Here is a 13,060-nt window from a genome sequence, read left to right as displayed (position 1 = left end):
TATATAAAGTACAAACTCTGGCCCTATGGATTTTGGGAAACTACAAGACATCAGCCGCGTAGATTTTACGCTGCCCCCCAACCACCCCGACACGCTGCCTCTGCTCCAGCGGTCCGGCTCGTACATCAAGCCCCGCGTGCACGTCGGGCTGCCGGTGTGGGTAAACAAGGCATGGGTCGGCGGTATATATCCGGGCAGCATGCGCGACAAAGACTCGCTGCTGTGGTATGGGCGGCAGTTCAACACCATTGAGCTCAACAGTACGCACTACCATATCCCCAGCCCCGACACCATCGACCGCTGGCGGCAAAGCGTGCCGCAGGGCTTCACTTTCTGCCCCAAGTTTCCGCAGCTTATCAGCCACGAGGCCGCTCTGCGCAGCACACACGATATCACGGCTGCCTTTTGCGCGGCCATCGCCGGGCTGGAGGAGAAGCTGGGAGATGCTTTCCTGCAACTGCCGCCCACTTTCGGCCCCCGGCAGCTTCCGGACCTGGAAGCCTTCCTGAAGTTTATCCCGGAGAGCATCCCGCTTACCGTAGAGCTGCGCCACCCCGACTGGTTTGCGGATAATGTGGCGAGCCTGCCGCTGTTTGAGGTGCTGGAGAAGTACAGGGCAGGCACGGTGCTGACGGACGTAGCCGGGCGACGCGATGTGCTGCACATGCGGCTCACCATGCCCTCGGCCATGGTCCGGTTTGTGGGCAACGGCCTGCACCCGACGGATTACGTCCGCATCGATGCCTGGGTGGAGCGCCTGAAGGAGTGGTTCGACAACGGCCTGCGCCAGCTCTACTTCTTCGTGCACGAGCCGGACAACACCCTGGCGCCTGACCTGGCTATCTACCTGATCGAAAAGCTCAACAACGCCTGCGGCCTCGACATCAAGCCGCCGAAGAAATTTGTGCAGCCGGTGCAGGGGGAGTTGTTCTGAGGGGCGTCAGAGGTTTATAAGTGCCTTCGGGAAAGCGCCCTATTGCCGCACCGTGACGTAGGCAGACAGCTGGCCGCCCGCCGTGCTGCGCCACTCGCCCAGGCTCACGTTGCGGGCGAATATATGGCCGCCGAGCACGGCACCGTAGAAAAACAGGAACTTCTCCGTCTGCCGACTGTCGGGCAGGTACTCGAAGCCTATGTAGAAATCATCGTCCACCAAAATACCGTAGGGCTGCAGGTCCACCGTTACCCATCCCTTGTCGAGCGGCAGCCGCTGGATAATGCTCTTCTCCACGAGGCGCTGCGCCAGTTTCCCGTCTTGCTGCCGGTAAAAGTTGACCCGGAAAGTGGCGGAGTCGGCTTTGGTGCTTTTCAGGTAAACGGTGGTGGAAAGGAGTTCAGCGCTTTTGCCATGGATATTGATCAGTTGCGCCAGTTCGGAGACATCGTCGGTGCTTTTGGTTTCGGCGCTGCCAAACAGGAACGGCATTTTGTAGCGCACGCCCAGCTTTCGTATTTTCGGCGCTTTGCCCAGCACCAGCACCTCCTGCAGCACCTGGGCTTTTTCGGTCAGCAGGAACTGGTGCGTGTTGTTGGCTGCCATGTCGCGTATGGGAACAGACAGGTCTTGAAAGCCGATGGCGGAGAAGGTGAGCGTATCTTGACGGAAGGTGTCCTCCAGCCGCAGCTTAAAGTTGCCCTCGACATCGGAAGCGGTGCCAATCCCCTTCTTTTTGATGCCGATGTTCACGAACGGAAGGGGCTCCTGCCCGGATGCGCTTTTTACCGTACCCCGGATAAAAGCGGTTTGCGCATATATCGCTGCAGATGAGCCAAGGATAAGCAGGGAGAGCAGGAGCGGTAGTATATGGGTGAAGGGCTTTTGCATGAATAAGGTTTCAGATTAACGTGTAGCATACAGCGCTATGTATATAGGCAGATGCCTTCGGCGGCGAAAGGGGTCCATGGCGTGTTGGGGGCTTGCCATGAAAGTTATCAAACTCTAACAGGAGGCATTATACCAAGTCGCCTAAACCTTCTTCCATACATGGCTTTATACTTTAGAATAATATAAAATGGGAATGGCATTTTACTGTAGCTATGGAAGAAGTATACAGGATTTGGGATTACCTGTTTGATTTTGGGCCTGCCTCGCTGTCATAACTAAAGGCACAAAAAAAGCGGCTAACCTATATATGGCCAGCCGCTTTTCATTTCATCAGATATAAAAAAAATAACACCTACATCTTAAACGTGTCATCAGGCAGGTTTTTATTGACTTCGATGTTCTGGACCTCTGCCTTGATCGTCTGCGGGCCAACCACTGTTTCTACCACGTACGGGAATTTTACACCGTTTACCTCCTTGTAGTCGCTGTAGCTTTTTGTCTGCGTCAGCACGCCTTGCGGCGTCTCCAGGTTGTTCACTTCCTTCAGGCGCAGGCCGGTGCTTTTGTCGAAGTAGTGCGTGGATTTCTGCCCGTTCGGAAGCGTTACCTCCACCGCGTATGCGTCTTTGCCGTCCACTTTCTCCATGCCCGTCAGCTTCGTTTTGATGCCCAGCTTCTCGTACTGCAGCACCGGGAACTGGCTTACTTCCAGCTTCTGTGTGGCGAGCTCCTCTTTCGTCAGCTCTTTATTCACTCCCTGCATCGGGGCCTCCATCCTGCCTTTGTCGCCGTTGATGGTCACGCGCTGCACCGGGCTGTTGTTCATCATGACCTGCGTCACGAATTTGTCGTTGCCCTTTTGCTGCTGCACCAGCGTGAGTGCCATGCCTTGTACTGTCGCGCTGCTGGTGACGGTGATGTCCTTCAGCTTGTCGATGTTGGCCTGGCCTCCAAGCGCTTTGATATAATCCGCGATCACCTGCTCGGCTGTCACGCCGGCCGGCACGCCCATGGCCGCACGGTCTACCTTCTCTCCGGTGGCGCTGTAGTAGGTGATGGTGTTGTCGTCCTTGTCGAAAGGCTGCAGTTTGCCGGATACCTCAGCGGCGTTGCCCACAGCCAGTATATAGAGCTTGTCCGGGTGGATGTACTTCTGCGCCACGCGCTGCACATCCTCCGCCGTCACGGCCTCCACCTTCTTCAGGTAGTTGGCGTAGTAGTCTTCGGGCAAGCCGTAGCGGGCGGTGTTGATGGCATATACCGCTACCGTGGCGGGGTTCTCCAGGCCGCGGCCGAAACTGCCCATGACATAGGCTTTGGCGTCGCGCAGTTCCTCGTCGCTCACACGTTCATTCCGGATCTTGTTCAGCTCGCTCATAAACTCCACCACCGCACTGTCTGTCACGGCGTTGCGCACGTTGGCGCTGGCGTTGAAGCGGCCCAGTATTTCGTCGCTGTTCACCGAGGAGTAGGCGCCGTAGGTGTAGCCGTGGGTTTCGCGCAGGTTCTGGAACAGCCGCGAGTCCATGCCGCCGCCCAGGATGTTGTTCATCAGCGAGGCCGCCACGGCATCAGCCGCGCCGGGCTTCAGGTCGGCGGGATTGGTGAGCACCAGGGAGCTCTGCACGGAACTTGGCCGGTCCACGATCACCACCTGCGTTTGCTCGGGTTGCTGGGGCAGGTCGAATTTCAGCTCCTTTACATCGGCTTTCTCCCACTTCTTCAGCGACTTCTTCAGGAGCTTTTTCATTTCCTTCGGCGTCACGTCTCCTACCACCGCCAGGTACCCGATGTTTGGCTTGAAATAGGTGTCGTAGTAATTCTGCACGTCCTGCAGCGTGATGTTATCCACCGTCTCCTCGGTCATCAGCTCGCCGTAGGGGTGGCCTTTGCCATACAGCACCAGGTTGCGCGTGCGGCTGGCAATGGCATCCGGGTCGTCTTTCGACTGCGCCAGGTTAGCCTTTATCTGTTTCTTTATCTTGTCCAGCTCCTCCTGCGTGAACTTCGGGTGTAGCAGGGCGTCTGTGGTGAGGGCGAGGAGCGTGGGCAGGTGCTTCTTCAGCGCCGACGCATTAAAGCCGGTGGAGGAGAAGCCCAGGTCAGCGCCAATGAAATCCACCTGCTCGTCGAACTGGTCCTTGGTGCGGGTAGTGGTGCCGGTGCGCATCATCTGCCCGGCCGCCTCCACATAGCCGGCCTTGTCACCCTCCAGGATCGGGTCACGGTCCAGCACCAGCGACATCGACACCACCGGCTGTTTATGGTTCTCCACTACATATACCTTCAACCCGTTCTTCAGGGTGAAGTGCTCGTATTCGCCCAGTTCAATTTTGGGGGCAGGGCCCGGAGGCGGAGGCGTTGTCTGCTGGGCACGGGCCGGGGTTATATATACCAGCGCCAGCGCCAGAAGTGCGGTACTATATAATTGCTTTATCATGATTGCTTTTTTATGATGGGATCAGGTGGAAAGACACAAGACTCTGGGTGAAATCTAAATCAGCCTTATGGCCTATATAGCCACGCTTTAGTCTATTGTCCTGAGGCCTATAGCTTAAACCTATTGCTGCGTTTTTGCTGCCTGTGGAAGGTAATGCAGCACGACGCGGTTGTCCTTGGTGAGGTATTCCCTTGCCACGCGCTGGATGTCTTCCTTCTTCACGTTCATGTAGCGCTCCAGTTCTGTGTTGATCAGGTTGGCGTCGCCGAAGTACACGGAGTAGTTTGCCAGGCTCTCGGCACGGCCGGCCACGGTGCTGTTCTGCTGCACGAAGTCACTTTCCACCTGGTTGCGCAGTTTCTGGAATTCCCGGTCCGAGAGCGGCTCCGTTTTCACGCGCTCGATCTCGGCGTTCATGGCTTGCTCTAAATCGTCCACGTCCACGCCCATGTTGGCGATGGCAAATGTCAGGAACAGGCCCGGGTCTTCGGTCGGGAAGGGGATAGAGGCGGCGGCCACGGCTTTCTGCTGCTTATCCACCAGCGCCTTCGGCAGGCGCGCGCTCTCCCCGCCCGATAGCAGCGTCGTGAGCATGGACAGGGCATAGAAATCCTCCGTGCCCTGCTCCGGCACATGGTAGGCCTGGATCACGGCCGGCAGCTGGATGTTATCATACACCGTTTTGCGCCGCTCCTCCGTCTGCTTCGGCTCCTTTATATCCGGCCGTGGAATCGGCCTGGTGCCTTTTGGGATGCCGGCGAAGTACTGCTCGACCAGCTTTTTTGTGTCTTCTATGTTGATGTCACCGGCGATGGAAAGCGTCGCGTTGTTGGGCACGTAGAAGGTCTTGTAAAAGTCGCGGAACTCCTCAATACTCGCCGCGTTCAGATCCTCGAAGGAACCGATCGGCATCGTTTTGTACGGGTGCACCTTAAAGGCTGTGGAGAACACATTCTCCCCCATCGAGCCATAGGGCTGGTTGTCGATGCGCTCGCGCTTCTCCTCCTGCACCACCTTGCGCTGCGTCTCCACCCCGATCTGGTCTACCTTGGCGTGCTTCATGCGCTCTGCCTCCAGCCAAAGGCCCAGGGCCACCTGGTTGCTTGGCAGCAGTTCGTAATAATAGGTGCGGTCGAAGGAGGTGTTCGCGTTCAGGGCGCCGCCGGCCTTCTGCACCAGCGAGCTGTACTCGCCGCGGCCAATGTTCTCGGTGCCCTCGAACATCAGGTGCTCGAAGAAGTGCGCGAAGCCGGAGCGGCCCTCCACCTCGTTCTTGGAGCCGACATGGTACAGCACCGATACCGCCACATTCGGAGTCGAATTGTCCTGGTGCAGGATGACGTGCAGGCCGTTGGGGAGGTCGTACTCCGTGAACTCGATCTTGTTGTCTTTGGTCTGTGCCAGCGCCGCAAAGCCGGTGGCGCACCACAAAAGACAAATGATAAGCTTTCGTTTCATATCGTTGTTGTTGCGTTTAGGTGGTATGCGTGTCTGCCTCTGGCAAAGAGGCAGTGCATCCCATAAATTTAACACTTAAAAGGGGAAATGCCACCCAGCACCTAGCGAGTGCTCCTGACATTCGGCCAGGGTGTTGCGCCGGCGGATGAATTTGGGTTTTTTATAGACGAACGAGGGGTGCGTAAATCAATGGCCTCTACTGCAGGAGATGCTTCAACTGCCCTAAGATGTACTGCTTGGGAAGGTTGAGGAGCAGTGAGATGAGAAAAAAAGCAAAGGCCATATATTTCGCCTGCACAACACTTTTAGATGTATCCGGCAAAGAACAAAGCACATGCACCAGGCCGATCCAGAACAGGAAGCTGAAGGGGGCGAGCAAACGGTAATCCAAGTCATCAAAGTGAGAAATGCTTCTTAGCAGTAGAATCGATAGAAAGTATAAAGCGGCTGTTATCAGGCAGGTAAGAGAGAATATGTTCCTTTTCGTCTGCTCTTTCAGATGGAACGGCTTCTTTACTTTTGTGATGATAACTGCCACCGTGATCAATTGCAGGAGCGTGGCGATGTAAAGCAGGTAGTCGGGCTGGTTGCCGGCGCGGTACTTCCGGATGAGGAGCAGTTCGTTCAGTAATCCTTCCGTCATCATGCTCACAAAAGCTCCCATCGGCTCAGTTCCTGCCGCCATGCGGTCGAACCCTGTTGTGAAGCCGCTCAGGAGGTAATTCATATATAAATAGAGGGCAGCGAGCATTCCCAGAATAGTGGACACAGCAAGCAGTTTTAGAGCAGGCGCATTTCTCTTTTTATAATATAAGTAAAAAGCCAGCAAGGTAGGGGCGCTAAACGAGAAGGCGCCTATATAGCGAAGCAGGAATAGGGAGAAGCACGTCAGGAATAAGAAAAGGATGCTCTTAGTGGCGTATTCTTGTGTCAGAATCTTGTCAGACAGGTAGCACAGGTAGAGTAAACCCAGCAGGAACGGAGCCTCTGACCAGGTAAAGCTGTAGACTTCAAGTAACGTGTAGGAGCAATAAACGGAAGCAAGTATAAAAGCGTATTTCCTGTTGATCTGGCGCAGCACCAGGAAGCTCAGGCCCAGCAGCAGCAGGTTTAGCACTTTTGAAGCCCAGAAAACGCTTAAGGTAGACACTGCCGAGACTACATATATGAGTACCGGATAGCCAACGGGCCACGTAGAGAAGAAAATCCTACGACCACTTTCGCCATCGTACAGATACAGCCCTTTGCCATCCTTAAGATTCTGCGCCAGCTCCAGATACTTCGCCGAGTCAGGGCTTATATAGCCTGTTGCCTCTGCCTGTATCCTGAAAATAAGGACGGCGGCAACGGTTATATATAAGCCGAGTAGCAAAAAGTCTGATGTAGCATCTGCCCTTAAAGTACGTTTTGGATTCCAGATCATATAGGGGCTTACGGTTGCAGAAGCTTGCCAAGAAGATACTCCTTTGGCAGGTTTAACAGTAAGGAGATGACGAAGAAGCAAAAGATCAGCACTTTTGCCCTTACCAGTGCTTTAGACTTTTCCGGTAGCGCCACAACATAATGAACAGCGGCAAACAAAACCAGGAAGGTAAAAGGCGATAACAGCCGGTAGTTTATAGGGTCAAACTGGGAAAAGCTTCTTAAAAAGACGAGTAACGCCAGGTAGAGCAGAGCAGCCAGCAGGCAACTATGCGAGAGCGTGTTCTTCCTCAACTCTTTAATCAGGCTCCCCTGGCTTCTAAGTGCTCTGCCGATGATGAAGAGCACCGGGAGCTGAAGCGCTATGGTGGCCCAGGTGAGCAGGTCGGGCGTACCGGTAAAGTAGTACCTCCTGATCAGGAAGAATTCCCCTGCAAGGCTTTTGATGGTCATGGCGGCTATCTCTCCGATGCTTTCCATTTCGGTGTGGATGCGTGCAATGCCGGTAGGGTGCCCAATCAGATAGTAATTCCTTCCCAAATAAGCGCCTATGAAAATACACAAAATCAATAGGACAAGGAGTAGCTTGTTGCTGGTGGCATGCTCCCTGCGCAGCCAGTAGTATACTGTGGCCAGTGCTAAAAAACCAACTGTGAAGATGCCGATGTACCGCACCACAAATATGAATGCGCTTATGCCCAGAAGCAATATGAACGCTGTCTTGCTTTGTTTGCCATTGTAGATCGTTGCCATAAGGTAGGCAAAGCACAGGCATCCATATATGAAAACACCCTCAGACCAGGTATAGGAATACATCTCAATAATAGAGAAGGCACCATAGATGGAAGCCAGTACAAAAGCGTACTGCCTGTTGATATGCCGCATCAGCAGAAACCCAAAGCCGATGAACAGCAGGTTGAGAAGCTTCGAAGCCCAGAAAAGATCCAGCCGGCTAAGCCAGGAGGCCATATAGATCAATGTTGGATACCCAACAGGCCAGGCCGTGAAATATGCTTTGGCCGATGCATCGCCGGTGTGCAGCCCATACAGATCATGGATGTAAAATTGCTCGCCTTCTCTCAGGCTGCGGGCTGCCTCCATGTAATACTCAGAATCCGGGGAGGTGTAGCCGGTGCTCTCTATGCTTACCCTTAACAGGATGGCTGCGCAAACAGCAGCATAGAGCAGGAGCAGCAGAGCATCTGCCAAACGATAATCAGCTTTAAACATCAACGGCAAAGGTAATCAATACATCCGTGGCAGCTCAATGCCCTTTATCTTGCGGTAGAGCCCCAGCGCCGCCTGGTCGGTGAGGCTGGAGACGAAGTCGGTGATGTGGAGGATGCGCTCGTAGGCAGAGGCGTCTTCGGGGAGCTGCAGGTAGTGCGGCGGGATGAGCGCTGCCAGCTTGCGGTGGTGCCGCGACTCCGGGTGGAACACGGCCTTCACGCAGGCGTCCAGCAAGCCGCCCAGCACCTCAAACCCCGCCGCCTCAATCTCCAGCACCGGGCGGTTCTGGTAAATCAGCTTTACGGAGAGGTCTTTTATCTCGTCCAGCACCGGTTTGCAGCCCAGTTCGTTGATGAGCGGCTTGTCATATATCCCCTGCAGAATCTCCTGCTCGTGCTGCAGGAAAACAGCGGAAGTCTCCTCGATCAGTTTGCCGATGATGCGGGCGCGCAGGTAGCCGATCTCCTCGCGCCAGTCGTAGAAGTGGAGGCTGGACGTGCGGTTCGGGTTGTCGTTGAGGATCTGGCGGAGCAGGTAAATGCCTTTCTCGTGCGGCACCAGGCCCAGCCTCAGGCCATCCTCGAAGTCGATGATGCGGTAGCAGATATCGTCGGCGGCCTCCACTAAGAAAGCCAGCGGGTGGCGGTGGTAGAATACCTCCTCCCCCTCCCCCTTCTTCAGCAGCCCCAGCTCCTTTGCGATGTTCTGGAACCACGCCTTCTCCGTCTGAAAAAAGCCGTACTTCTTCTCGCTGGTGTTTCTGGTGCCCGGCACTACCGGCAGCGACTCCTTCGGGTACTTGGTGAACGTGGCCAGCGTAGTGTACGTGAGGCTGAGGCCGCTGTGACTGACGCCGTCAGGCAATTTGCAGTGCGCCGGGTAGGTGTAGGTGAGGGTTCTGAAACCGGCAGCGTTGCCCTCAAACCGCTGCAGGTCGGCTTTCTCGGCGTTGGTGAGCGTAGCCATATAAGGCTGCGCCGCCTCGCCCAGGAAGTAAGCGGAGATGGCGTCTTCGCCGGAGTGCCCGAAGGGCGGGTTGCCGATGTCGTGCGCCAGGCAGGCGGCGGCCACCACATCCCCGAAGTCTGCCTCCTGTATGTGCTTTTCCTGCGCCAGTTCCGGGTGCCGCTCCAGGATGCTTTTGCCCACGATGCGGCCCAGCGAGCGGCCCACCACCGAGGCCTCCAGGCTGTGGGTGAGACGGGTGTGCACGAAGTCGCTCTCGGGCATGGGCATCACCTGCGTCTTGTTCTGCAGCCGCCGGAAAGCGGAGGAGAACACCACGCGATCATAGTCGCGCTGAAACTCGCCCCGCACCGATTCGTCGGAACTGTATTTCGGGTCATTCGTCTCGAAGCGCTTTTTGGATATCAGTCTGTCCCAGGAAGTGGAGTTCGGCATAAGTATATATAAGGTAAAGCCTTAGCTCATCAGGACGCTGATGGCCAGGGTGCCAAGGAAGAATAAAGTAAGCGAGAAAAAGTACACGAAGGCAATCGGGATGAGTTTAAAGAACGTGCCTAGGTAAGAGCCCTTGTATACCTGGTGCAGTGCAAAGTACAGGTAAAGCATCGAAATCCAGAAGACCCACATATCGACATCAAACCCGCTGTATATAAACTCAATCCCCAGGGCCAGAATCGTCAACAGAAAAAAGAAAGTATGGAAATGCACAGAGAACATGAGGTGCTCTACATAGTTGCGCCGCTGCCTGTAGTAGAAAAGGTAGAGGATATAGCCGAAAAAGGGCATCAGGATGAACATCATGAACGAGACGTTCTTCAGTAGCTTTTGTCGCGATACTTCGCCGCCTTTAGAGAAGGACACCAACTTCTCCATAGCCATTTTAAACGTAGGGTTATCGATGTTCTGCACGGCGGAGTCGGCGGGAGTACGCTCCGGGGTGATCACGGTCGCATCGCGCGCATACAGCAGCGAGTCTCCTAGCCGCACCTCCGGTATGGCTGGTACCTCAATGGGTGGCAAATCCTTCTTCAGGGGTTCGGTTTCGCGGCTTGCCCGCAGCGACAACACAAAGAAGAACACCAGGCTGACAAACACATACAGCCGGAACGGCGGGACATAAGACGCACGCTGCCCGATGTTAAACTTCTCGGTGAGCAGGCCCGGGCGGAAGAGCAGGTACTGGAGCGTGACCCAGAACTTGGTGTCGTAGTGGAGCGTGCCCTCCAGGAACTCCCAGAGCAGGTGCTTCACGGGCACGTTCAGGTCGTGGTTCTCCTGGCCGCAGTTGGGGCAAAAGTTATTGACATCCTCAAAGGTGTAGCCGCAGTTTGGGCACTGGGTAAACTTGCGTCTGTTTTTCTTCATATGTTCTGTATGGCAGCCAGCGGGCCGTTCTCATCCAAATATAGCCTTATAGCGATAATAATGCTATGGTCAGTCTCCCGGAGCGGCAGCAAAATAAAGAAATCCAGTGGGGCAACAAATAATATATAGAAAATGCGATGTTGCAAAACGGAAGCGGTCTGCACAATTTTTTATGCAAAATACGTCAAGGCTGCGTTTATGGCCTATATCCTCTGCTGAAACAGTAATTTAGGCGATGTTACAAACAGGCGAAGGAATACCTTGTGTTACAGGTTTAATCGCCTCAATTTTGAACCATAGCACCACTGCTCTTTCCAAGTTCTGAAAACAAACTGCTCCTGAAAATCTTTCACTGTTACCGAAGGCGCAGCTGCTTCCATGTGCAGCCCCCGTGCCGGACGTGCGGTTTTTGTTGACAGGCAGGTAATTGCCAGCTTCCCCGGTTGGTGGTTGCGTGCTTTTAATCTTAGGTGTGCGTATGGCTTTGTTTCCGGCAGTCCCTGCTGGAGATGAAGCCATACCTGCTTTGAGTGGTTCCGGTAACTGGGCAGACTGTATGTTACAAGCAGGCGCTGTTTTGCCTCCCTTCTTACTGATGCTTCTTCACCTCGATGTTTATATACAGGCATATATAAAACAGGCCGGATCTGGAGCTTTCGAAAACCCAAGGGATATAGGGCATGGCAAGTTGCTGCCGGGTCCCTGTCACAGCCTTTCCTTTTTAAAACCAACTGTTTTACCTGATGATTTAGGCCAGGCTGCCTGAGCCTTCTTCCATTTAGAGCTCCGTTGTTTTGAATGGAAGGGCAGTTGGGTTTTCGATTTGGAAAATAGTAGATGTGATCTGGTTTTATATACACAGATCCGCCTGATCGAACCTGTTCCGGCACAGCTTCAGGCACATCTGGTGTTCATGTTTTATATATAGCCGCGCATGCATAGCCAGTCTCAGAACAGCTCAGGCGGCACTTTCGCACCGCCTGAGCTGTTCTGGCCTGTAAAAGGTTTGTCGCCTGAAGCTTGCCGGATCTAGAAAGCCATAACCACTTCCTCGATTATATCGCAGCAGGCGTCCAGTTGGGCCTCTGTCATTACCAGCGGCGGCGCGAACCGGATGATGTCGCCGTGGGTAGGCTTGGCCAGCAGGCCATTGTCTTTCAGCGCCACGCACACGTCCCAGGCGGTGCGGCCGTCGGGGGTAGGCTTCACCACGATGGCGTTGAGCAGGCCCCTGCCGCGCACCAGCGTCACCAGCTCGGGGCGACGGGCTATGAGGCGGCGCATGCGCTCCCGGAAAATTTCCCCAAGCCTGTCTGCATTCTCCGTCAGTTCCTCCTCCCTGATCACCTCCAGCGCCGCGATGGCCACCACGGCCGCCAAGGGGTTGCCGCCGAAAGTGGAGCCGTGCTCGCCGGGCTGGATGCACAGCATGATCTCGTCGTCGGCCAGCACGCACGAAACCGGCAGCACCCCGCCCGACAGCGCCTTGCCCAGTATCAAGATATCGGCTTTCACATCGTCGTGGTAGCTGGCCAGCAGCTTGCCGGTGCGCCCGATGCCCGTCTGTATCTCGTCGGTCATCAGCAGCACGTTGTATTCTTTGCAGAGCGCATGCGCCCTGGCCAGGTAACCCTCATCCGGCACCACAACGCCTGCCTCGCCCTGTATCGGCTCCACCAGGAAACCGCAGATATTGGGGTTTTCCTTCAGGGCGCGCTCCAGGGCATCTATATCATTATATGGAATAACTTTGTAGCCCGGCATATAGGGGCCGAAGCCTTTGGTGGAGTCCGGGTCGGTGGAGAAGGAGATGATGCCGGTGGTGCGGCCGTGGAAGTTATGCTCCACCACCACAATCTCCGCTTTGTTCGGCGCGATGCCCTTCTTCATATAACCCCACTTGCGCGCCAGCTTGATGGCGGTCTCCACGGCCTCGGCACCCGAATTCATATATAAGGCCTTGTCGTACTTGAAGCACTCGCATATATACTTTTCGGCGGCGCCCAGCTTGTCGTTGTAAAAGGCGCGGGATGTGAGCGTGAGCTGCCCGGCCTGCTCAACCAGGGCATTGATGATTTTGGGGTGGCAGTGGCCCTGGTTCACGGCGCTGTAGGCCGACAGGAAATCGTAGTAGCGCTTTCCTTCCACATCCCAGAGGTATACCCCCTCGCCCCGGTTCAGGACCACAGGCAGCGGGTGGTAGTTGTGGGCGCCGTACTGGTGCTCTGTGTCAATGGCCTGCTGGCTGGAGGTAATTGTTAGCGTGTTCATAGTTTTAGGTTTAGTTTTTCTGAATCGTCAGCTGCTGTGCCTTTACTGCCTGCTTGCTATTCCGGATGATATAAGATATATGG

At 55.0% G+C, this 13,060-nt stretch carries 10 protein-coding genes; 1 reads left to right on the top strand and 9 read right to left on the bottom strand.

All coding sequences use genetic code 11. From position 1 onward, the window contains the following. Window positions 1-25 precede the first annotated feature (25 nt). The gene (locus ABD920_RS13640; protein ID WP_345159769.1) at window positions 26-934 is read left to right on the top strand and encodes a DUF72 domain-containing protein; all 909 of its coding nucleotides are present in this window, start codon (window positions 26-28) and stop codon (window positions 932-934) included. 39 nt (window positions 935-973) lie between these two features. Here ABD920_RS13640 and ABD920_RS13635 read toward each other — a convergent pair whose 3' ends face one another. The 9 genes from ABD920_RS13635 to rocD form a co-directional block, all read right to left on the bottom strand. Further along, entirely contained in the window at window positions 974-1,825 is an 852-nt protein-coding gene (locus ABD920_RS13635) for a carboxypeptidase-like regulatory domain-containing protein (protein ID WP_345159768.1), read from the bottom strand. Window positions 1,826-2,177: 352 nt separating this feature from the next. Beyond that, complete coding sequence (locus tag ABD920_RS13630) at window positions 2,178-4,265, bottom strand: insulinase family protein (protein WP_345159767.1); 2,088 nt, start codon at window positions 4,263-4,265, stop codon at window positions 2,178-2,180. Between the two features lie 120 nt (window positions 4,266-4,385). Next, entirely contained in the window at window positions 4,386-5,723 is a 1,338-nt protein-coding gene (locus tag ABD920_RS13625; protein ID WP_345159766.1) for a M16 family metallopeptidase, read from the bottom strand. 196 nt (window positions 5,724-5,919) lie between these two features. Continuing rightward, window positions 5,920-7,095: a hypothetical protein gene (locus tag ABD920_RS13620; RefSeq protein WP_345159765.1), complete on the bottom strand. Its 1,176-nt coding sequence runs from the start codon at window positions 7,093-7,095 to the stop codon at window positions 5,920-5,922. Between the two features lie 59 nt (window positions 7,096-7,154). Then, entirely contained in the window at window positions 7,155-8,354 is a 1,200-nt protein-coding gene (locus ABD920_RS13615; protein ID WP_345159763.1) for a hypothetical protein, read from the bottom strand. Between the two features lie 36 nt (window positions 8,355-8,390). Then, entirely contained in the window at window positions 8,391-9,776 is a 1,386-nt protein-coding gene (gene dgt, locus ABD920_RS13610) for a dGTP triphosphohydrolase (RefSeq protein ID WP_345159761.1), read from the bottom strand. A 21-nt stretch (window positions 9,777-9,797) separates the two neighbouring features. Then, window positions 9,798-10,706 (bottom strand): DUF3667 domain-containing protein, encoded by a 909-nt coding sequence (locus tag ABD920_RS13605; protein WP_345159760.1) that lies wholly within the window; start codon window positions 10,704-10,706, stop codon window positions 9,798-9,800. 228 nt (window positions 10,707-10,934) lie between these two features. Next, window positions 10,935-11,225 (bottom strand): hypothetical protein, encoded by a 291-nt coding sequence (locus ABD920_RS13600; protein WP_345159758.1) that lies wholly within the window; start codon window positions 11,223-11,225, stop codon window positions 10,935-10,937. Between the two features lie 510 nt (window positions 11,226-11,735). Beyond that, window positions 11,736-12,977 carry an ornithine--oxo-acid transaminase gene (gene rocD, locus ABD920_RS13595; protein WP_345159756.1) on the bottom strand — a complete coding sequence of 414 codons (1,242 nt, stop codon included), beginning with the start codon at window positions 12,975-12,977 and terminating at the stop codon, window positions 11,736-11,738. Window positions 12,978-13,060 lie beyond the last annotated feature (83 nt).

The sequence above is a fragment of the Pontibacter saemangeumensis genome (genome assembly GCF_039541895.1).
GTDB classification, from domain to species: Bacteria; Bacteroidota; Bacteroidia; order Cytophagales; family Hymenobacteraceae; genus Pontibacter; species Pontibacter saemangeumensis.
Note: the sequence above shows the minus strand (reverse complement) of the source record. Positions and strands in the feature narration are given on the sequence as shown.

Coding starts and splice junctions, on each gene's coding strand:
- ABD920_RS13640 (WP_345159769.1), top strand. CDS start 26: ATGGATTTTGGGAAACTACAAGACATCAGCCGCGTAGATTTTACGCTG.
- ABD920_RS13635 (WP_345159768.1), bottom strand. CDS start 1,825: ATGCAAAAGCCCTTCACCCATATACTACCGCTCCTGCTCTCCCTGCTT.
- ABD920_RS13630 (WP_345159767.1), bottom strand. CDS start 4,265: ATGATAAAGCAATTATATAGTACCGCACTTCTGGCGCTGGCGCTGGTA.
- ABD920_RS13625 (WP_345159766.1), bottom strand. CDS start 5,723: ATGAAACGAAAGCTTATCATTTGTCTTTTGTGGTGCGCCACCGGCTTT.
- dgt (WP_345159761.1), bottom strand. CDS start 9,776: ATGCCGAACTCCACTTCCTGGGACAGACTGATATCCAAAAAGCGCTTC.
- ABD920_RS13605 (WP_345159760.1), bottom strand. CDS start 10,706: ATGAAGAAAAACAGACGCAAGTTTACCCAGTGCCCAAACTGCGGCTAC.
- ABD920_RS13600 (WP_345159758.1), bottom strand. CDS start 11,225: ATGGCTTCATCTCCAGCAGGGACTGCCGGAAACAAAGCCATACGCACA.
- rocD (WP_345159756.1), bottom strand. CDS start 12,977: ATGAACACGCTAACAATTACCTCCAGCCAGCAGGCCATTGACACAGAG.